This window comes from Acinetobacter sp. ANC 3929, assembly GCF_000369405.1.
GTDB lineage: Bacteria > Pseudomonadota > Gammaproteobacteria > Pseudomonadales > Moraxellaceae > Acinetobacter.
Genome location: NZ_KB849999.1, coordinates 321,144 through 341,713 on the forward strand (window position 1 = coordinate 321,144; position 20,570 = coordinate 341,713).

General features: G+C 41.7%; 19 protein-coding genes. 8 read left to right on the forward strand and 11 right to left on the reverse strand.

Features of this window, described 5'->3' with window-relative positions; translation table 11 throughout:
- Positions 1–5: 5 nt before the first annotated feature.
- From F909_RS11155 to sdsA, 5 genes are all read right to left on the reverse strand, one after another.
- Positions 6–3,179, reverse strand: coding sequence for an efflux RND transporter permease subunit (locus tag F909_RS11155; RefSeq protein WP_005150276.1), 3,174 nt, complete (start codon positions 3,177–3,179; stop codon positions 6–8).
- Between the two features lie 12 nt (positions 3,180–3,191).
- Positions 3,192–4,445 carry an efflux RND transporter periplasmic adaptor subunit gene (locus tag F909_RS11150; RefSeq protein WP_005150278.1) on the reverse strand — a complete coding sequence of 418 codons (1,254 nt, stop codon included), beginning with the start codon at positions 4,443–4,445 and terminating at the stop codon, positions 3,192–3,194.
- Positions 4,432–5,082 carry a phosphatase PAP2 family protein gene (locus tag F909_RS11145; RefSeq protein ID WP_032877857.1) on the reverse strand — a complete coding sequence of 217 codons (651 nt, stop codon included), beginning with the start codon at positions 5,080–5,082 and terminating at the stop codon, positions 4,432–4,434. Before F909_RS11145 ends, F909_RS11150 begins: the two co-directional genes overlap by 14 nt.
- A 535-nt stretch (positions 5,083–5,617) precedes the next feature.
- Positions 5,618–7,666 carry a site-specific recombinase gene (locus F909_RS11140; protein ID WP_005150285.1) on the reverse strand — a complete coding sequence of 683 codons (2,049 nt, stop codon included), beginning with the start codon at positions 7,664–7,666 and terminating at the stop codon, positions 5,618–5,620.
- A 14-nt stretch (positions 7,667–7,680) separates the two neighbouring features.
- Positions 7,681–8,658 (reverse strand): All-trans-nonaprenyl-diphosphate synthase, encoded by a 978-nt coding sequence (gene sdsA / locus F909_RS11135; protein ID WP_005150289.1) that lies wholly within the window; start codon positions 8,656–8,658, stop codon positions 7,681–7,683.
- 449 nt (positions 8,659–9,107) lie between these two features.
- Here sdsA and rplU point away from each other — a divergent pair, with 449 nt between their 5' ends.
- Positions 9,108–9,419 (forward strand): 50S ribosomal protein L21, encoded by a 312-nt coding sequence (rplU, locus tag F909_RS11130; protein ID WP_004652230.1) that lies wholly within the window; start codon positions 9,108–9,110, stop codon positions 9,417–9,419.
- An 18-nt stretch (positions 9,420–9,437) separates the two neighbouring features.
- Complete coding sequence (rpmA, locus tag F909_RS11125; protein ID WP_004640422.1) at positions 9,438–9,692, forward strand: 50S ribosomal protein L27; 255 nt, start codon at positions 9,438–9,440, stop codon at positions 9,690–9,692.
- A gap of 71 nt (positions 9,693–9,763) precedes the next feature.
- Here the strand turns inward: rpmA and F909_RS11120 are convergent, their stop codons facing one another.
- Positions 9,764–10,627 (reverse strand): pirin family protein, encoded by an 864-nt coding sequence (locus F909_RS11120; protein WP_005150292.1) that lies wholly within the window; start codon positions 10,625–10,627, stop codon positions 9,764–9,766.
- Between the two features lie 290 nt (positions 10,628–10,917).
- Here F909_RS11120 and lolA point away from each other — a divergent pair, with 290 nt between their 5' ends.
- The 5 genes from lolA (at position 10,918) to F909_RS11095 (ending at position 15,940) form a co-directional block, all read left to right on the forward strand.
- Complete coding sequence (gene lolA, locus F909_RS11115; protein WP_005150301.1) at positions 10,918–11,622, forward strand: outer membrane lipoprotein periplasmic chaperone LolA; 705 nt, start codon at positions 10,918–10,920, stop codon at positions 11,620–11,622.
- Positions 11,623–11,747: 125 nt separating this feature from the next.
- The gene (locus tag F909_RS11110) at positions 11,748–12,512 is read left to right on the forward strand and encodes an RsiV family protein (RefSeq protein ID WP_005150304.1); all 765 of its coding nucleotides are present in this window, start codon (positions 11,748–11,750) and stop codon (positions 12,510–12,512) included.
- A 108-nt stretch (positions 12,513–12,620) separates the two neighbouring features.
- Positions 12,621–13,892: a serine--tRNA ligase gene (serS, locus tag F909_RS11105; RefSeq protein ID WP_005150306.1), complete on the forward strand. Its 1,272-nt coding sequence runs from the start codon at positions 12,621–12,623 to the stop codon at positions 13,890–13,892.
- Between the two features lie 67 nt (positions 13,893–13,959).
- Positions 13,960–15,336, forward strand: coding sequence for a siroheme synthase CysG (gene cysG, locus F909_RS11100; RefSeq protein WP_005150307.1), 1,377 nt, complete (start codon positions 13,960–13,962; stop codon positions 15,334–15,336).
- A 133-nt stretch (positions 15,337–15,469) separates the two neighbouring features.
- Positions 15,470–15,940, forward strand: a complete 471-nt coding sequence (locus F909_RS11095) for a tRNA (cytidine(34)-2'-O)-methyltransferase (RefSeq protein ID WP_004652223.1) — start codon at positions 15,470–15,472, stop codon at positions 15,938–15,940.
- Here the strand turns inward: F909_RS11095 and F909_RS11090 are convergent, their stop codons facing one another.
- Together F909_RS11090 and F909_RS11085 are read right to left on the reverse strand one after the other, a co-directional pair.
- Positions 15,941–16,321: a VOC family protein gene (locus F909_RS11090; protein WP_005150309.1), complete on the reverse strand. Its 381-nt coding sequence runs from the start codon at positions 16,319–16,321 to the stop codon at positions 15,941–15,943.
- Positions 16,322–16,345: 24 nt separating this feature from the next.
- A complete protein-coding gene (locus F909_RS11085) occupies positions 16,346–16,720 on the reverse strand; it encodes a winged helix-turn-helix transcriptional regulator (RefSeq protein WP_005150311.1) in 375 nt (124 codons plus the stop codon).
- A gap of 116 nt (positions 16,721–16,836) precedes the next feature.
- Between F909_RS11085 and F909_RS11080 the strand changes: the two genes are divergently transcribed.
- Positions 16,837–17,391 (forward strand): flavodoxin family protein, encoded by a 555-nt coding sequence (locus F909_RS11080; protein ID WP_005150312.1) that lies wholly within the window; start codon positions 16,837–16,839, stop codon positions 17,389–17,391.
- A gap of 58 nt (positions 17,392–17,449) precedes the next feature.
- Here the strand turns inward: F909_RS11080 and F909_RS11075 are convergent, their stop codons facing one another.
- From F909_RS11075 to F909_RS11065, 3 genes are all read right to left on the reverse strand, one after another.
- A complete protein-coding gene (locus F909_RS11075) occupies positions 17,450–18,844 on the reverse strand; it encodes an APC family permease (protein WP_032862964.1) in 1,395 nt (464 codons plus the stop codon).
- 287 nt (positions 18,845–19,131) lie between these two features.
- Positions 19,132–19,320, reverse strand: coding sequence for a glycine zipper domain-containing protein (locus tag F909_RS11070; RefSeq protein WP_005150317.1), 189 nt, complete (start codon positions 19,318–19,320; stop codon positions 19,132–19,134).
- 65 nt (positions 19,321–19,385) lie between these two features.
- Positions 19,386–20,570, reverse strand: a complete 1,185-nt coding sequence (locus F909_RS11065) for an iron-containing alcohol dehydrogenase (protein WP_005150319.1) — start codon at positions 20,568–20,570, stop codon at positions 19,386–19,388.

Here is a 20,570-nt window from a genome sequence, read left to right on the forward strand (position 1 = left end):
CACGATCAATGCTCCTGAGTATTTAAAGTTTTAGGTTTGTACTTAAAGATACTACGAATCCACACGAAGAATACAGGGATAAAGAAGATACCTAAAAGTGTTGAAGAAATTACACCACCAAGTACACCATAACCGACAGAGTGTTGGCTACCCGCACCCGCACCGCTTGCCAAGGCTAATGGTAATACACCAAAACCAAATGCAAGTGTGGTCATAATAATTGGACGTAAACGCATTTTCGCAGCATGTAATGTTGCTTCAAATAGTTCTTCGCCTTGTTCCTGTAATTCTTTCGCAAATTCGACGATCAAGATCGCATTTTTCGCGGATAGACCAATTACGGCAACAATCGCAACCTGGAAGTAAATGTTAAAGGATAAGTTTGGATCGCCTTTAATAATCATACCTAACCATGTCAATGTAAATGCACCAACGATACCTAAAGGTACAACCAGTAATACCGAAACAGGTACTGACCAGCTTTCATAGAGTGCAGCAAGACACAGGAATACGATTAATAATGAAAGAACCAAGAGTGGAGCCGTTTGGCTACCAGAATCACGTTCTTCTAAAGATAAACCACTCCATTCATAGTCGAAACCGGTTAAGCCCATTGACGGTAACTTACCAATAATTTCTTCCATGGCGATCATTGCATCACCAGAGCTGACGCCCGGTGCAGGTGTACCTTGAATATTGACAGATGATACGCCGTTATAACGCTCTAGACGAGGAGAACCATAAGTCCATTCACCCTTGGCAAAACCAGAGAATGGAACCATTTCGCCTTTGTTATTACGTACATACCACTTGTTTAAATCTTCAGGCATCATGCGAGTATTCGCTTCACCCTGAACATAAACTTTCTTCACGCGACCACGGTCAACGAAGTCATTGATATATGAACCACCCCAAGCCATGCTCATGGTGCTATTAATATCTGCCAGGCTAACACCCATTGCACCTGCTTGCGCTTGATCAATGGTGATCTGGTACTGCGGTGTATCTTCTTGACCATTTGGACGCACACCTGCAAGACGTTTGTCTTGTGATGCCATGCCTAATACCGCATTACGTGCAGCAATCAGTTTCTCATGACCTTGACCGCTTACATCTTTCAACTGGATATCGAAACCAGAAGCGACACCTAATTCAGGCATTGCTGGTAACTGTAATGGCATGATGTACGATGCATCTTTCACAATCATGTTCAATGCCATACCACGTTGAATAATGGCACCGATCTGTGATTCAGGCGATGTACGCTCGCTCCAGTCTTTTAACTTAATAAAGGCAAGACCCGCGTTTTGACCAACCCCTGTGAATGAGAAACCAGCAACTGTAAAGATCGAATCTACATTTTCTTTTTCTTTATTCAAGAAGTAGCCTGTCATGGTGTCAATGACTTTATCGGTACGTTCCAAGCTTGCGCTCGGTGGTAACTGAACTAAGGTCATGACCACACCTTGGTCTTCTTCTGGCAAGAATGAAGATGGCAACATCTTGTAGATGCCGACCAAAGCAGCGATCACCGCAATATAAAGTACCCCAGAGAATAACTTGTGGTGTGTCATGCGATTGACACCACCTTGGTATTTCTCTGCAACTTTTTCGAAGCTACGGTTAAACCAGCGGAAGAAACGCGCAAAAATATTATTGCTTTCTTCTTTGTTTGGATCATGTTGCTTTAACAGGGTTGCACACAGGGCAGGGGTAAAGGTTAATGCCACGATCAAAGAAAGGATCATCGCCGTAACCAACGTGATAGAGAACTGACGGTAAATTACACCAGTCGTACCACTAAAGAATGCCATTGGTACGAATACCGCTGTTAACACACTGGTAATACCGACTAAGGCACCAGAAATCTGATTCATTGATTTTTCAGTCGCAGGAACAGGTTCCAGATGTTCTTCCTGCATGACCCGTTCAACGTTCTCGACCACAACGATGGCATCATCCACCAGAAGACCGATGGCAAGTACCATGGCAAACATGGTCAAGGTGTTAATCGAGAAACCGAAGATATTAATGACCGCAAATGTACCGAGTACAACTACAGGTACTGCCAGCGTTGGAATAATCGTTGCACGCCAGTTCTGCAAGAACAAGAACATGACGAGGAATACTAAGACCACTGCTTCGATCAGGGTATGTACAACACTTTCAATCGATAAACGAATAAATGGAGTGGTGTCATATGCAAGTTTGTCTTTTAAACCGCTTGGATAGTTATGACGTAGCTCAGATAAGCGTTTTTCAACCGCTGCTGCCGTATCAAGCGCGTTGGCACCAGTTGCAAGTTTGATTGCAACACCACCCGCAGGGCTACCATTAAATTTCGAGTCGAATTGGTAGTTATCAGAACCAAGTTCCACACGTGCAACATCACCTAAACGAACTTGAGCACCACCTGAAGTATTTTTCAGGAAGATGTTTTTAAACTGTTCAGGTGTTTGCAACATAGTTTGCGCATTCACGGTTGCGTTGAGTACTTGACCCGCAGTCGCTGGCGCACCACCGAGTTGACCCACTGCGACTTGAGAGTTTTGCGCACGAATCGCAGTTGCTACATCATTAGGTGTCAAGTTAAAGCTAGTCAGCTTTGCTGGATCTAACCAGATACGCATTGCGTATGAACCACCAAACACTTGAAGCTCACCCACACCCGCAACACGACTGAGTGGCTCAGAAATATTTGAGTTCACATAGTCTTTAATGTCAGATGCAGAAAGGCTGTTATCTGGCGAATAAAATGCAATAACTTGTAAGAAGCTTGCACCAGACTTGGTCACCTTTACACCTTGACGTTGTACGTCAGCAGGTAAAAGTGCTGTTGCCGATTGCAGTTTGTTTTGAACTTGAACCTGCGCGATATCTGGATCGATACCTTGTGCGAAGTTCAAATTAATCGATGCTTGACCATTACCCGCACTGTTCGATGAAATGTAACGTAAGCCATCCAAACCATTCATTTGTTGTTCAATGATTTGGGTAACTGTATTTTCAACGGTTTGAGCAGAAGCCCCAGGATAAGTTGCAGAAATGGTTACCGTGGGGGGAGCAATTGTCGGATATTGTGCAACTGGCATTTTTGTTAGCGTGATAATACCCGCCAACATAATGACCAGTGCAATCACCCAAGCGAAAATTGGGCGATGGATAAAAAATTGAGCCATGCAATCTACCCCTTAAGCTTCTGAAGTTGCTTTTTGTTCAGCTTTTGGTGAATTGGCTTGCTTTTGTTGTTCAGCAGCTTTGGGTGCTGCATTTTGACCTTCAGCTGCTTTTGGTTGATAAGGCTTAGCGGAAACTTCTTGTCCTTCTTTTACCTTGGCAACACCATCAACAACAACTTTATCACCAGCCTGTAAGCCTTCAGTGACAATCCAGTCTTGACCCTTTACACCCACAGTTTTAACTGGGCGTGTTTCGATCGCACCTTTAGCATTTACCACTAAAGCAATTGCTTGTCCTGTTGGTAAACGAGACACCGCAGCTTGAGGGATCAGGTAAGCGTTAGGTAAAACTGCTTGCGAAATTTTAGCCGTTGCGTACATACCTGGTAATAGCAAATGGTTTGGATTTGAGAAGACTGCACGTAAAGTCACAGTACCTGTATCTGGATTCACGCTTGCATCAGAGAAAGCGAGTTGGCCTTCCACTGGGTATTCAGAACCATCTTCAAGTGTGATTTTGACACGGGTATTGTTACTGTTATTTAAACTGCCTTTGCTCAATTGTTGGCGTAGACGCAATAACTCAGCACTTGATTGATTGATATCAACATAGATTGGATCTAGTTGTTGAATCGTCACCAAAGGATCAGCTTGGTTTGCAGTCACCAACGCACCAGGCGTTACCGAAGAACGGCTAGACTGACCTGAAATAGGTGCGCGTACAGTTGAGTAACCTAAAGTAATTTCAGCATTTTTTAATGCAGCTTCAGATGCAGCAACATCAGCTTCAGCCAATTTTACTTGAGCATTGATATCATCATATTCTTGTTTTGAAACAGCATTTGTTCCGACAAGCTGACGATAACGGCCTTCTTTCACACGTAACGAATTTAAGTTCGCTTGTTGACGCAATAACGCTGCACGTGCACTGTCTGCCGTTGCTCGGTTAGTATTGGCATCAATTTGATAAAGGGCTTGACCCGCCTGAACGTAGCTTCCTTCAGCAAATAATCGTTTTAAGATGACGCCACCTGTTTGTGGGCGTACTTCCGAAACTTGATATGCTGAGGTTCGTCCTGACAGTTCGACGTTTTGTTCAACGCTTTGTGGTTGAGCAACAATGACACCAACTTCTGGAGGTGGCATTTTTTGAGAAGCAGCAGCTTGCTGTGCATCTTTAGGTTCTTTGCTACAACCAACAAGCGCAATGCTTGTTGCTAATGCGCAAGCAGTTAGGGCAGGAGCCCAAAGCTTAGCCGACATCATTATTCCACCTCAATTTAGATTTCTTATCTAAAAACAAATTGTTGCTGAAATTGCTTTGAAACAGCCAAAACCAAAGCAACGAAGTCCAAATCAACCCAATTCCCCAACCAGCAAGAACGTCAGTTGGATAGTGAACCCCTGCATAAACTCTAGATATCCCCATGGAAATAAACCATAAAGTAGATACTAAAATGACACTATTGCGATGCTTATATTGTCGACATAACAACATCGCTAAACTTGCAAGGATTGCAGCATAAAGGCTATGAGCACTTGGGAAGGATGCACCATAACTTTGAACCAAGTGATAAAACTCTAAAGGTCTTGGCCGATCAATGCTCCATTTCAGAAGCCAACCAATCACAATACTTCCACCCACACTGAATGAGATAAAAATCACATTCTTATAGTTCTTCATCCATATTTGGTAAATACACAAAAATGTAGTCAAAAATAATAAAAATGGCATCCCACCTAAGCGAGAGAGTAAAATTGTCACATGGTTAAGCGTAAATGAACGGTGCTCAAATAAAGCTTGAACACTAAAAAGGTCTAAAGTTGATGCGTTGGAATTCATTAATCCAATCACACCGGATCCTAAAAAAAAGCAACCAATACAAAGTAATAGGTATGGCATGCGGAACTCATTATGTGCTTAACCATTGTTCAGGGTTGTCGAGTGTTTGAAAGTGTACTCGTGAGTACACTTTTGGTCAAGTCTTGAAATTTTATGATAATTTCATTTTTATGTTTTTTTAAGGTCTAGTAAAAAAACATAACAAAATTTGATGTATATCTCATTTTAAATAGATCTATGCATTTAGTAAAAGAAGCTGTTTTCCAGCTGTTCGCCTAATTATGTAAGTCAGAATATCTGCGATATAACATGATTAAGCTAAAGTAAAAAACAAACCATTTATTCAAAATACATCATAAAATTTTTACGTCGTTAGTGATATAGAAGTATTGTTTTGATCTCTATCATTCAAATCGAGATAAGGACTCAGGTCATCGTATCTACTTGTGTAAAGTCGATACCACAGCGGAGAAGTGATCTATTGAATAATAAAAGCTGGGAATACCAACCCATTTGAACTATTTTGGGTAGATTGATTATACGTAAAAATAGTTCAAATGTTAGACTTGTACTTCGCTGTTTTTTCTGTACAAAGTTATTGATGTGAAGATGCGTTTTTAGTTTGCTCTTCAACTTCTACGGGTTGCTTAGGTGGCCAGAAAAAATCACTTGGTCGAGTTAAGAAATGTGTTATCACTAACTTAGCTAAAGGCTTCCATTGTGCAAAACGAACACGACGTGCGCGTAGAGCAACAATAATCGTCAAGGTAAAGCTCACAAATAAGTTTGTTAGGCCTATCAGCATAACACCTAAGAATGACACTAAAATTAAACCAATGTCAGGACCACCAATCGTCATCAAACCTTGAATGAAATTGGCAGAAGCAAAGGCAATATGACGAATATCTAAAGGTAAGCCGAGAATAAATCCGATCGTTCCCATACTTCCCAGCATAATCCCGAACAGGAAATTACCTGCCAATGCACCGAGATTAGTCTCAATATAAGCAGCAAATTTATCTAAGCGTTGTTGTCCCATCCAGCGTTTTAAACGTCGATGTTGCTTTAAGCGCGGACCGACTTTACGGTAAACCGCCAAGTTATCGAAATAACCTGCAATCAATCCAGAAAAGAACAAACAGACGCCTGCAATTGCTGCATGAGGAATTGCTAAAGAGGTAAAGGGATTGAGGCTATGTAACAGTGCAGCTGATTTGGTGTGATTGAGCAGGGGCTCACCTAAGTTATATTGCCATAGAAAGGTAATCAGGGCTGCGGTTGGAATCGCAATCGAGATATTTCCTAAGATCGCAATAAACTGGGTACGGATAATATTAATAATCAATGCAGCGAGTTCTGCAATCTGGGCGGTCTTGCTGCCTTTCTGTTGCTGTACTGTTGAGGCAAGTGCAGCCGCGGTCATCGCAGGCTGTTTGGTTGCAACAGTAAAATGTAGAACATGAATCAACATAAAGCCAAGTGCGTAGTTCATGCTATATAAAAAGGCATGTCCAAATGGTGCGAGTACCAAGCGGGCCGTTAAAATTTTTAGCGTTGCCATAGTGGCAATAATCGCACCTGCACCTGCAGCCGCTTTGTACATGCCAAAGAAGCCAGCTTTGTCGGTACTTACATAATGTTCGCCTGTTTTACTGGCATTTTCGGTCACCTGTAAGGCAATCAGTTCACTGGTTGAAGTGAGTAAATGACGGACACTTTTTTCATTGTAGTGCGCCTTGGTCAAATCAGTGATGAGTTCGCCTAATGCAGTATATCGGGCATCATTTTTACTGGCCAATATGGTGAGTAATAGTTCAATACGGTCAATGGCTTGCTCAAGCAAAGACAATAAGTAGGTTAAACTAATACTGACACCGATACGCTTAGTGGCACGACGAATTTTCAGTACCACTTCACGGCACTGATCCAGCATTACAAATGCTTGAGATGCATCGGGTGGTGGCAATACAACGACTGCGTCTTGATCATCAATTTGTTTTTTATATTTTTCAATGAACTCTACAATTTCTCTGTTTTGTACCAGAAAAGGGGATTCATATTCAGTAATTTCGGGCTGAGCATTAATAAACTCGGGATATAGGCCAATACCACTAATTCGGTAAGAAAGAACCGTAATGGCTTTAATCAGCTCATTTTTTGAAACTTGCTTTTCTCGGGTATTGCTTTGGCTTTCACCCAATAGATTGAAGAGCGTAATCCAGTCTTGATTCTCGATGAGATCTAACCATTCACTGTCATTTTCTTGATGGAACACTTTTCCAATCAAGGTTTTCAGTTGTTGACCATCCTCGACTAAAGGCAGGAAATGTGCACCCAGGCGTTGGCTCAATTGGTTCCAAAAACCATCAAGTGAAAGAATGCCGCTATCGGCATATAAGCTAAGCTGTTTATATTGGCTGATCAGCTTAAGTAAAAAGTTTTGAAGCAGTATTGCCGAAGTCGGAGTGAGCAATAATATTTTGATCAGCGCATGAATACGCTGTTTGACTTCATCTGCATCATTTGGATTTTTTGGTCGTATACGATTGACGAACTCGATCAAGAGGTTTTCATCAAGCACAGCTTGGGGGTGATCCAGCTGTTCCTGCATGTTTGAAAAAAGATCAGATAATGTTAAATGCATAGGCACTCAGAAAATTATTGTAGTCGATGTAAGGCCATTAAGGTCAAATTAACAAGTGCTTGTCGATATTCATTATCTGGTAGCGCTTTTAATGCCTCTAAAGCAGCATCCGTTTCTTGTTGGGCACGTTTTTGACAGTAATCTAAGCCGCCTGAGTGATGAACAATCTCGATCACTTTATCTAAATGTTCAACACCACCTGTTGCAATACTGTGACGAATGATCGCGTGATCCTCACCTGTTGAATGGGCTAATGCTGAAATTAAAGGTAAAGTTGGTTTACCTTCCATTAAATCATCACCGATATTTTTACCTAATGTTTCTGCATCAGAGGTGTAATCTAAAATATCATCGATTATTTGAAAGGCATTGCCAAAATGACCTGCAAAGCGGCGTAACGGTTCACGATATTCTTCGGCTCCCGCTAAAATTGCAGCACCTTCTGTCGCAAGTTCAAATAAACGAGAGGTTTTCCCGTGAATAATTCGGAGATAGGTTTCTTCAGTCGTTTCTGGTTGATGCTGGGACTGCAGTTGGAGTACTTCACCTTCCGCAATTTCACAGGTTCCTGTCGAGAAATCTTTTAATAAGGTCATGTTGTTTAAGTCGACCAATAAATCAAAAGCTCGTGAGATGAGGAAGTCACCAACTAAAACCGCAGTTTGATTGTTCCAAGTTGCATTTGCTGTTGGACGACCACGGCGTAGGCTTGATTCGTCTACGACATCATCATGAACTAAGGTCGCAGTATGCAACATTTCAATGACAGCCGCTAAATGCTGTGCTTGTTGCATATTGGCTAAACCACAGGCGCGCGCTGCAAGTAAGCACATGATCGGGCGCATGCGTTTGCCACCCGCTTCAACAACATGTTTACTCACCGACATAACTAAACCAACTTTAGAGCTAATTCCTTCATTGATCAGGTGATCCATCGCAGCAAAATCTGTCGCAACTGGAGAAAGAATGTCTTGCTTAAAATCGATAACCATATGAAGGAAAACCTCGTACAGGTGAGTAATGTTGCCAAGTGTATCAATTAATCTGTGACTAAACAGTTATACAACCTGTCTAATCTGCCATTTAAAACATAATGCTGAGCTCTTTGGTTTTAAATTAGACAGAAAAAGTAAAGTCCTCATCTTGTATCTTGACTTTACTTATGGCGCTGTAAAAACACAGCTTGTTATATGTCACAATTTGTTTTCAAGAAACGATTTCAAATTCTGATACGAATCAATCAAAACAGTTCGCCATCAATCTAATTGATTTTACTTGAAAATCCAAGCAAGTTATCATTATGTGTGCATTTGTGCAAAATAACTTGTTGTTTGATCAATTTTCACTTAAAATTTGTCCCCTTGAATAACCCCAGTGGCGTTCGTCTTAAGATCGATATATCCCTTTATCGGCACGAAGACACGGGCAAGTTGGAGTACATATGTACGCAGTAATCCAAAGCGGTGGTAAACAGCACCGTGTTGTTGAGGGTGAAACCCTTAAAGTAGAATTATTGAAAGCTGAAACTGGCGCGACTATTACGTTTGATGACGTATTAATGGTTGTTAACGGTGACAACATTCAAATCGGTGCTCCAGTTGTAGCTGGCGCAAAAGTAACTGCAGAAGTAGTTGGCCATGGTCGTCACGACAAAATCCGCATTATCAAAATGCGTCGTCGTAAACATTACCGTAAGCAACAAGGTCACCGTCAATGGTTTACCGAGTTGAAAATTACTGGTATCGCAGGCTAACACGAGGAGTAAATAGACATGGCAACTAAAAAAGCCGGTGGATCGACGAAGAACGGTCGTGATTCGAATCCTAAGATGTTAGGTGTTAAAGTTTACGGTGGTCAAACTGTAACTGCTGGTAACATCATCGTTCGTCAACGTGGTACTGAGTTCCACGCTGGTGCAAATGTTGGTATGGGCCGTGACCATACTTTATTTGCTACTGCTGACGGCGTAGTAAAATTTGAAGTGAAAGGTCAATTTGGCCGTCGCTATGTAACTGTTGAAGCTTAAGTTTTAATAGTTCGAAAAAACCCGCTTTGAGCGGGTTTTTTTATGCCTGCTGGATTTTAAGGTGGGGATTTTTATGGTTTTCCAAATTGCCCTGTTTTCAAATCGTCATAGGCCTGAAGAATTTCCTCATAACTGTTCATCACAAAAAAGCCATGCCCGTTGATCGGCTCTTGTAGTGGCGGGGCGGATAAAAATAATAGATCGCAATTTTCTAAAGCAGTAACTGCTACATCATTGTCGAAACTAGACATGATTGCCAAAGCTTGTTCTTCTAAAATTTCTTCATCAGTAGAGAATTGAAGCTTTCCATTACGTAAATAAATTAAGGTACTGTCACCATGACTGGCGGGGAGTATAAGATGCTGTCCTTTAGCCAGATGGACATCAAATACATTCATTGGGCTAAAGGTTTGAGCGATACCTTGTGTATTCTGAAATTGTCCTGCCACGATACGAACATAGCCTGCATTATCCTTGAGTATGACTTTTGGGATATTGTGATTCAATAAGCTTTGATAATGTGGTGCGGACATTTTATCTTTGGCTGGCAGGTTGACCCATAATTGCACCATTTCAAAGAATCCACCTTGCTCACGAAAGGCAGGACTGAAATGTTCAATATGCTGTATACCCGATGCCGCTGTCATCCACTGCACATCACCTTGGCTAATCACGCTACCACTTCCTGTCGAGTCTTGATGTTGCAGTTCCCCCGCAAAAACAAAGGTGACTGTTTCAAAACCACGATGCGGATGTTCATTGACTCCTTTTTTGGTGCTTTTAGGTGGCAAACGCCCAGGTCCGATATGGTCTAGAAGTAAAAATGGGGAGGTAGTATTGCCAAGTTCCTGATAAGAAAAGACCGAAAGAGCAGGATAAAAATCACCAATGGCAAATCGAGTGTCATTACGATGGATAAAGGCAAGGCTTTTCATGGACGGTGCTTTTTAAAATTATTGGTTTCAGGTTATCAAACTCTTATTTTTCGTCTAGAGCATTGTTGATGAATAATTTCTCTGATCTGGCATTGACGTCCTTAATCGGTGATATGGTCGAAAAGTTGATTTTCATCCTTACAATCTCTACATAAAGCCCGCAACTTCATACATAATGCAGAACTTTGCGACACGAATTACACAAAACCGTTGCTTTTCTTCATTTTTTTAATGATCAAAAACAGTAAGATGTCGTCATACCAGTAGAAATCTGATAGAAGGTTGTTTTTATGAATTTCGTAAAAAAAATGGCTTATGCTGCAACATTAAGTGCAATGACACTTGCTCCAGTTGTGAGTAGTCAGGTATTCGCTGCACCTGTAGCTGCATCGGCTCAGCAAGCAACCACAAGTTTGGTTCAACAGTTATCTGGCTTGCAACGATTCACCGCAGATTTTGAACAAACCACAAAAGTCGCACCTAGCAATAGTAATAAAGTCGCACAGAAAAAGGGCTTAACTGCTCAACATATGAATCAGACATTCAAAGGGACCATGAAAGTTGAACGTCCTGGGAAATTCTATTGGGAAACCACGAGTCCTGCTAAACAAACCATTGTGACCACAGGTAAAGTGGTGTGGATTTATGATCCAGACTTACAACAAGCAGTACGTCAAAGCTTGGACGATCAAATTGCTAATACGCCTGCATTATTGTTATCAGGTAATACCAATCAGATCATGCAATCATATCGTGTGACTCAGCCTGACCGTAGCAAACTGTATTACACTTTATATCCAAAACAGGAAGATGGTGCATTCCAAAGCTTAACCATTAGTTTTGGTAGTAATAAAGCACCAAACTTGATGGTGTTACAAGACTCTTTAGGCCAAACCACTTATGTCCGTTTTAGCAATATTAAAGTGAATCCAACGATTCCTGCCTCGGTGTTTAATTTCACGCCGCCTAAAGGTACGGATATTATTGATCAGTAATTCTTGGTCGAACTTTAAAAAAGCCGCACCTGTTGCGGCTTTTTTTGATGTGAAGCTTGGATACATTTTTTAATTTCATCTCAAGGCAAGGCTTTGTATAGTGAAGAAAAACATCAGAGACTTGCATGACGATGAAGACTTCACAATTATCAAAAATTATTCCACTGCTCCCAATTTTGACGGTTGTTGGATTAGCAGGCTGCCAACCTAAAAAAGAGAGCACTGCGACCACTGAAAAAGTCGATATTCCTCTGATTCAAGCTAAAGTCGTAGCCGTCAAAATCCCAAAACAAAAAGTCTGTTTGGAGGATGGCTGTACCAATTATGATTTACAAACAGTTGAAACCAATCAGAAATGGATTGATGAGTATTTTGTAAACCGGATGAAGAAAGCAGAACCGAATGCATTTTCAAATGTTGCAGATCAAAAAGTAAAAGTTCCTGCGGATGAACCATCACAGAGTGAAAGCAGTACCTATGTACGCTTTATTGGGCAAAACTATAATCTGGCGACGTTTGCGATTCAGACCTATTCTTATTCTGCAGGTGCAGCACATGGCATGTCACATCAAGAATTTGTGAATTTTGACTTGAGCAATAAAAAGCACATCACGGTTAGTGAATTACTCAAACCTGATATGAATATCAAATTACGTGATGAACTGTATGCATCCAATCAAAACTGGTTAGAAGATCATAGTATTAAAAAAGAGCAATTACAGGTCAGCGATAACTATTACTATGGCGTAAATGGCATCGTCTTTGTCTATCCATTGTATGAGTTGGCGTCTTATGCGGAAGGGATGAGTGAATTGACCTTGCCGTACTACGCAGCTAAACAGTTTGTGAAGGCTGAATATTTACCGAGCCTGCCAAAAGATCCGAACTAGTTTCGATACAGCATTTACATATGATGTGTAGATGCTGCGCAATCACTGTATTTTTTTAGGTTAAAGCCTTACACTATAGCCAGTTTTTTTCTCTATTCATGATTGATTATGATCGACCCAAAATTACTTAGAAATAATATTGAAGCAGTCAATGCTGCTTTGGCAAAACGTGGTATTCAGCTCGATGTGCAAGAGTGGGCTGATTTAGAAGCTCGCCGTAAAGATTTGCAATCCAAAGCTGAAAACTTACAAGCAGAGCGTAATGCTGGTGCGAAACAAGTCGGTCAAATCAAAAAGTCGGGTGGAGATGCTTCTGAAATCATGGCGCATATGGCGGCCATTGGTGATGAAATCAAAGCTGCAGAAGTGGCTTTGGCGGAGTTACAAGCTGAGCTTGAACAAAAGTCATTGGCGATTCCAAACCTGCCAGATGAATCTGTTCCATTTGGTAAAGATGAAAGCGATAACCTTGAAATCTTGAAGTGGGGTACACCTCGCCAATTTGATTTTGAGATTAAAGATCATACCGATCTTGGTGAAATGATGGGTGGTCTGGAGTTTGAAACAGCGACCAAACTAACAGGTTCACGTTTCAGCGTATTGAAAGGACCTTTGGCGCGTTTACAACGTGCTTTAGCCCAGTTCATGCTCGATACACACACGCTTAAAAATGGTTATACCGAAGCTTATGTGCCGTATTTGGTCAATGCAGACAGCTTACGTGGTACAGGTCAGCTCCCTAAGTTTGAAGAAGATCTATTCAAGCTACAAGGTGAAAAAGAGTATTACCTGATTCCAACGGCAGAAGTACCAGTAACGAACTTCGTTCGTGATGAAATTATTGATGCGGATCGTTTACCACTGAAATATTCTGCACATACGCCATGTTTCCGTAGTGAAGCGGGTTCTTATGGTCGTGATACCCGTGGTTTGATTCGTCAACATCAATTCGACAAAGTCGAAATGGTGCAAATCGTAAAACCAGAGCACTCTATGCAGGCACTTGAAGAATTGACTGCCCACGCAGAGGGTATTTTGCAGGCATTAGGCTTACCGTATCGTAAAATTTTGCTCTGTGGTGGGGATATGGGCTTTGGCGCAGTCAAAACCTATGACCTAGAAGTCTGGGTGCCAAGCCAAGATACTTATCGTGAAATCTCAAGTTGCTCTAATGTGGGGGATTTCCAAGCACGCCGTATGAAAGCACGCTACCGCGTTGATCAGAAGAAGATCGAATTGGTGCATACTTTGAATGGTTCAGGCTTGGCTGTTGGTCGTACCTTACTTGCGGTGATGGAAAACTATCAACGTGCTGATGGTTCAATCGAGATTCCAGAAGTTTTACGTCCATATATGGGCGGTGTTAGCTACATCGACTAAACTTTGCATCGACTTTGTGCATAGTTTTTGCTTGAGCTCAATCAGATTGAAAATATAGAGGCGTGATGTGGAAATTTTCCCAATCTCTTTAAGGTTGCAGCAGCAACGTTGTCTGATTGTGGGTGGTGGGCATATCGCCTACCGCAAAGCAAACCTGCTCGTCAAAGCTGGTGCAATTGTTGATGTGGTTGCACCAGAGATCATTTTTGAATTACGTCAACTTGTTGAGCAATCAACAGGGCAATATATTCAATCGCCTTTCACTGAAGCCGTTCTGGCAACAGCTTATCGCTTAGTGATTGCGGCAACTGATCAGCCTGACGTCAATAAAAACGTATTTGAACAGTGTGAACAGCGTAATCTACTCGTGAACAGTGTCGATGATATTCCACATTGTCGTTTCATGGTGCCAGCAATTATTGATCGCTCACCCTTGGTGATTTCGGTCGCTTCTAATGGCGCATCGCCTGTTTTATCCAGACAATTACGCACTCAGATTGAAACCATTGTGCCGCATGGTATGGGCAAGCTGGCTGAGTTTTCTGGTCTCTGGCGCAAGCAAGTCAAAGCAAAAATTGCTAATCCCGATGAGCGTCGTATCTTTTGGGAAAACCTGTATGCCAGTCCGCTGAAAGAACAGGTTTTCAATGACAATATTGATGTGGCCAATGATCTGATTCAGCAAGCTTTGACTGAATGGATGGCACCGAAAGGCGAGGTGTATTTGGTCGGTGCAGGGCCGGGTGATCCTGAGCTTTTGACTTTAAAAGCATTACGTTTGATGCAACAAGCGGATGTGGTGATTTATGATCGTCTTGTATCTGCACCTATTTTGGATTTATGCCGTCGCGATGCTGAAAAAATCTATGTCGGTAAGGCACGTTCAAATCACTCCGTTCCACAAGATGGCATCAACGCCTTATTGGTGGAATATGCGCAACAAGGTAAACGTGTTTGCCGCTTAAAAGGTGGTGATCCTTTTATCTTTGGTCGTGGTGGTGAAGAGATTCAGGAATTGGTTGAAGCCAATGTGACCTTTCAGGTCGTTCCTGGTATTACCGCAGCTTCAGGTTGTTCTGCTTATGCAGGTATTCCACTCACGCATCGTGATTATGCACAAAGTGTGCGATTCTTGACGGGTCATTTAAAAGAAGGTTCACCTGAACTACCTTGGAATGAACTGGTCTATGAAAACCAGACCTTGGTGTTATACATGGGCTTGGTCGGTTTGGCGCGTATTTGTGAGCAACTGATTGTACATGGTCAACGTCCAAACATGCCTGTGGCTTTAATTTCAAAAGGCACCACCCCTGAGCAAAAAGTCGTGGTTGGCACATTGGCAGATATCGCGACCAAAGTATCTGAACATCAGATCGTAGCACCAACTTTAACCATTATTGGTGAAGTGGTGAGTCTACGTGAACAGTTAAAATGGCATGAGTGAGGAGAAGCAGCGATTGATTATCGCTGTCCGAACGCAAGACGAAGGCTATGCCTGAGTGAAGCTAATGGCCATATTTTTTAGTAAATTAGGTTCTGTACCAAGCTAGCCAATATATGTATAAGTGAGTAATTAAGTGATTCATGTCGTCCTATACGAGCCTGAGATTCCAGCGAATACAGGTAATATCATTCGTCTATGTGCCAATACTGGTGCGCAACTACATTTGGTCAAACCTTTGGGTTTTGAGCTGGATGACAAAAAGTTGAAACGTGCAGGATTGGATTACCACGAATGGGCGAGAATGCAAATTTGGGACACTATTGAACTCTGCCTTGCTGATTTAAAAGCGAAGGGTGTGGAGCATGTTTTCCCACTCACCACTAAAGGGACAGCAACACCGCATACGGTTGATCTGAATCGTCCAGTTGCCTTGCTGATGGGGCCTGAAACCCGTGGTCTGCCTGAGCAAGTGCGTTTAATGTTCCCGCAAGAGCAATGGATTCGTTTACCGATGGCAGAAAATTCAAGAAGCTTAAACCTCTCTAATGCAACCGCTGTCATTGTATACGAGGCATGGAGACAGCAAGGTTTTAAACAACTCTAATTAAAGATCGCCATATGGACTTGCTACAACCAGCGTATAGCCATTCAGGTCCTTAAACCAAATTTCGCGATGATGCGCGTTAGGGTTATATTTCGGTCCTTCCAAAATTTCGATTTGATGAGTTTGTAGTTTTTCAACAATCTCATCAAATTGATTGCTTTCAAACCACAATAAAACTCCATTCCCAATTAATCGTTTCGGGTCTCCAATATGTGAGTGGTCATGGGCTTGCCATTGATGCAGTTGTAACACCATACGCTGTTCATACAACAACTGTTCGTATTCTTTTCCGCCATGACTGCTTTCTAAACCAAGTATTGTTTGATACCACAGACTGGTTTTCTCAACATCTGCAACTGCAATTAAAGGTTGTGGATACATACGAACCTCACCATATCGTTTTGTTTATTCTTCTTGAATTGAATCAAACCGTTGTTGGGCATAGATGACTTGTTCGATATTACTTTCAGCCCAATCTTTCAATTGATATGCCATTTCCGCTACTTCTAAACCGAGTGCGGTGAGCGAGTAATCAACTCGAATTGGTGCAGTATCTTGTACCTGTCGCTCAATAAAACCATCGCGTTCAAGCATTTTTAGTTTTTGAGACAATACTTTGGGTGAAATGCCTTGAATACTTTTTTTCAATAAATTGAAATGTTGGGTTTCTCGAGCAAGCACATTGATAATCATCAGTACCCATTTGTCTGCAATTTTTTCAAAAAATAACCGAGCAGGGCAATGTTGTTGATAAATATCATATTTTAGTGCCTGATTCATAGCTAAAACCTTAAATTTCCAATTGAATGTCCATAGTTACTTTTTGGTAACTAATTGACACCTAGTTTCTAAAATATATCATTAAATCGAACTTTTTAAAAATTTTGGATGATCTCATGACACAAATTGCAGTTGTTTACTTCTCTGGCTATGGCCATACCAAAGTTGTTGCTGAAACTTTTGCGGGTGCAATAGACGCCTCTTTAATTGAAATTGATCAGAATGGAGAGATTACAGAGCAAGACTGGCAAACTTTAAATGAGGCACAAGGTATTGTTTTTGGAGCGCCAACCTACATGGCAGCAACGCCTTGGCAGTTTAAAAAGTTTGCCGATGCTTCTTCAAAAATCTGGTTTACCCGTGGCTGGCAGGATAAAGTCTTTGCAGGCTTTACCAATAGCGCGAGTTTGAATGGTGATAAGCAAGTTACCTTGATTCAATTACAAACTTTAGCTTCTCAGCATGGTGGAATTTGGGTGAGCTTGGGATTATTGCCTGCTAATACTAAAAATGCTAAACGTGAAGATGTGAATAATTTAGGTGGTTCTGTCGGATTATTGGTTCAATCACCATCAGATGCCAGTACTGATGAGATCCCAACCGGGGACTTGGAAACGGCGAAGCTTTACGCACAAAGAGTGAAAACAATTGTTGAAAAGCTGCATGGTTAAATTAGCAAGTCATAAAAAAAGGCGCATTTAGCGCCTTTTTTTATATCAGGTTGTCAGATTAGTGTCTGTCATCAAATTCATTATGCTGTGGTGCATTGTATTTGAAGCCCTTGGTTTTATAAGCAAGATAACCGACACCGATGACGGCCCAAGCCAAGCCAATCTGTAAAGCCAATTTATCAATTTCTAACCACATCATAAACACGCTGGCGAAACCGAGTGTAGGAATGATGATGTAACTGATAATGTCTTTTGGTGTCTTGTTCTTACCATCTCTCAACGCGTAACGAGAAATTACCGAGAAATTAACAAAGCTAAATGCGGTTAAAGCACCGAAGCTAATCAAGTTCACGATATGCTCAAGATCAAGGAAACCTGCAGACAACGCAACAACACCCACAATCAAGATATTGTAAGTTGGAGTATGCAAGCGTGGGCTAATATGACCGAATAATTTCTTATTGATCACGCCATCACGACCCATCACATACATTAAACGCGATACACCTGCATGTGCCGAAATACCCGATGCCATTACTGCTACGACTGCAAAGTATAAAACCATGGTCTTAAATGCAAGGCTACCAATCGCTGCAACCATGACTGGTTGAGATTCATCCAGTGGGTTGAAGTAGGTATTCGGATTGCTAGGGAAGTAAAGCTGAATAAAGTAGGTGCTGACAATAAAGATGATCCCTGCAAGTAATGCAGTGGTGAAAATTGCACGTGGCAACGTTTTTTCGGCATCTTTGGTTTCTTCTGCAAGTGAAGATAAAGCATCAAAACCAGTAAATGAGAAGCACAGAACAGTTGCACCTGCAATTAATGCCCCGACAGAGGTCATTTCATTCCAGAATGGCGCGAGTGACCATAGTTCAGCTTTGTCTGGATTTAGTGTGCCATCAGCATAGACGCCTTGTGTCAGCAGAACATAGACCTGATATACAAAGTAGAAAATAACACCGAGCTGGATCACTACAATGGTACTGTTAAAACGTGCAACGAAACGTGCACCAAACAGGTTGATCACCGTCATAAGTACGGTTAAACCAATGACCCAAATCCAATTATTTACTTCTGGGAAGAGTGCTCTCAAATAAATATCTGCAAGGATGATATTGACCAGAGGAGAAAGCAGATAATCTAACCACGAAGACCAACCCACCATAAAACCAACATTAGGGTGAATTGACTTTTGGGCATAGGTATATGCAGAACCAGAAGATGGATAACGACGAATCATGTGACCATAACTGATTGACGTTAAAAGGATTGCAACTAAGGCAAATATGTAGGAAGTCGGTACATGACCACCACTTCTTTCAGATACTAAACCAAATGTATCAAATAAAGTTAATGGTTGAATATAAGCTAAGCCAATAATGATAATGTGCCAAAGCACAAGATTCTTTTGCAGCTTCGCTGTTGGTTGAGTCCCGGATGGATTTGTCAACGGCGTTATCCTCATAATCGTTGATCAAAGATCAGCTTTTAGTGTTAAGGATCGTTTGAGACGAAAACGATCCCCCGTACAAAAAACGAAAGTGCGCCAATCTATCCTAAAACGCTATAAATTGTCAGTACTTTTATGCTTTTTTTAGCAATTTTTTTGCCAAAAAGCGAAACAAATCGATGAATAAAGATTCATTTAAAAGCAAAAGATATGGGTAAGCTTACTTATATTAGAAAGTTAGTGATAGTGGTTTGTGTTGAATGGAAAAGAACTGAATTGCGAATGGCTTATTTATTATCATAGGAATCAGGATCTTGATTGCTTCTACGACTCCGATAGGCGGTAAATAGAGTCGTAGAGATGAGACCAAAAGCAATGCCAATCGCAACTTGATTGAACGCCACCCCTAGAGCAGCGCCAAAAGCTATACCTAAGGCGATGTATTTGCCAGATTGTTGTGTATTATTCTCTGCCATGAAAATAACAACCGCCTTAGATGTGCTTAATTAAACTCTTGCATCACTTTTGTTTACTGAGTGAATTACCACGCTTTTTGTAAAATAGCGCGAATATCTTGCAAACTTGCTTCTTTTGGATTGTAAATGATTGAGCCATCATTTAAAGCCTTTTCTGCAACCTCATCTAACTGAGCTTCAGTGATTTTAGCTGTTTCACGTAAAGTACGAGGAAGTTTGGTCAGGCTAAACAAGCGATCACGCATTGCAAGAATCGTGGCAATGGCTTTATCGGCACGTAGGTTAGCAGGTGTTTGTGCATAAATATCTGCGCCAGCGAGTGGAAGTAGCAATTCACCAATCTTATCGCCATTAATCTCTTTGTTATATTCAAGCACGTATGGCAGGAATAAGTTCATGCATAGACCATGGGGAAGGTGGGCAACTGCACCAAGTGCATGGCCAAGTGAATGGACTAAGCCCACCATTGAGTTCGAGAAGGCGATACCAGCCATAGTTGATGCTTGAGCAAGTTCTAGGCGACCTTGTGCATCACTTGGATTGTCTAAAACTTTAAATAAGTTTTCGCTAATTTTTTTGATACCTGCACTAGCATAGGCATCGCTCAAAGGATTGGCTGCCAAGCAAGTATAGGCTTCAACACAGTGTGTCAGTGCATCCATACCTGTCATTGCAGTCAAATGAGGTGGGAGTGTCTGTGTCATGCGTGGATCAAGAATGGCGGCATGCGGCATCAGGTAATACGATGCAAATGCCAGCTTCACATTCTTTTGTGTATCAGAAACCACAGCAACCATGGTTGCTTCAGATCCTGTACCCGATGTCGTTGGAATCACGAAGAATGGTTTAAGTGGTTTTGGTAGGTTATGTGCACCTGAATATTGCAGGAGATCGTCACCACCTTCAGACACCAAAATATTGGTTGCTTTAGAGGTATCAATGACTGAGCCACCGCCAATCGCAATGATCGCATCACATTTCTGTTTGCGGTAAAGCTCTGCCGCTAAGCGAACCACCTCCAAGCTTGAATCTGGTGGAACGTCATCAAAAATCGCGCCAACCACAGCATCAGTGGTACTGAAAGCCGCTTCGATTGGAGCAAGCAAGCCATTGGCACGCACACCTTTATCGGTAATGATCATCGGGCGTTTTGCACCAAGTGTCGCAAGTTCAAAAGGAATGTGCTCTAACGCAGCGTTACCAGCAATGACTTTTACAGGACAGAAAAACTCGTAATAAGGCTTAGCCAT

What these genes read in the sequence shown, in the direction of transcription:
- F909_RS11155 (WP_005150276.1), bottom strand. Translation starts at nt 3,179, where the DNA reads ATGGCTCAATTTTTTATCCATCGCCCAATTTTCGCTTGGGTGATTGCA.
- F909_RS11150 (WP_005150278.1), bottom strand. Translation starts at nt 4,445, where the DNA reads ATGATGTCGGCTAAGCTTTGGGCTCCTGCCCTAACTGCTTGCGCATTA.
- F909_RS11145 (WP_032877857.1), bottom strand. Translation starts at nt 5,082, where the DNA reads ATGCCATACCTATTACTTTGTATTGGTTGCTTTTTTTTAGGATCCGGT.
- F909_RS11140 (WP_005150285.1), bottom strand. Translation starts at nt 7,666, where the DNA reads ATGCATTTAACATTATCTGATCTTTTTTCAAACATGCAGGAACAGCTG.
- sdsA (WP_005150289.1), bottom strand. Translation starts at nt 8,658, where the DNA reads ATGGTTATCGATTTTAAGCAAGACATTCTTTCTCCAGTTGCGACAGAT.
- rplU (WP_004652230.1), top strand. Translation starts at nt 9,108, where the DNA reads ATGTACGCAGTAATCCAAAGCGGTGGTAAACAGCACCGTGTTGTTGAG.
- rpmA (WP_004640422.1), top strand. Translation starts at nt 9,438, where the DNA reads ATGGCAACTAAAAAAGCCGGTGGATCGACGAAGAACGGTCGTGATTCG.
- F909_RS11120 (WP_005150292.1), bottom strand. Translation starts at nt 10,627, where the DNA reads ATGAAAAGCCTTGCCTTTATCCATCGTAATGACACTCGATTTGCCATT.
- lolA (WP_005150301.1), top strand. Translation starts at nt 10,918, where the DNA reads ATGAATTTCGTAAAAAAAATGGCTTATGCTGCAACATTAAGTGCAATG.
- F909_RS11110 (WP_005150304.1), top strand. Translation starts at nt 11,748, where the DNA reads ATGACGATGAAGACTTCACAATTATCAAAAATTATTCCACTGCTCCCA.
- serS (WP_005150306.1), top strand. Translation starts at nt 12,621, where the DNA reads ATGATCGACCCAAAATTACTTAGAAATAATATTGAAGCAGTCAATGCT.
- F909_RS11090 (WP_005150309.1), bottom strand. Translation starts at nt 16,321, where the DNA reads ATGTATCCACAACCTTTAATTGCAGTTGCAGATGTTGAGAAAACCAGT.
- F909_RS11085 (WP_005150311.1), bottom strand. Translation starts at nt 16,720, where the DNA reads ATGAATCAGGCACTAAAATATGATATTTATCAACAACATTGCCCTGCT.
- F909_RS11080 (WP_005150312.1), top strand. Translation starts at nt 16,837, where the DNA reads ATGACACAAATTGCAGTTGTTTACTTCTCTGGCTATGGCCATACCAAA.
- F909_RS11070 (WP_005150317.1), bottom strand. Translation starts at nt 19,320, where the DNA reads ATGGCAGAGAATAATACACAACAATCTGGCAAATACATCGCCTTAGGT.
- F909_RS11065 (WP_005150319.1), bottom strand. Translation starts at nt 20,570, where the DNA reads ATGGCTAAGCCTTATTACGAGTTTTTCTGTCCTGTAAAAGTCATTGCT.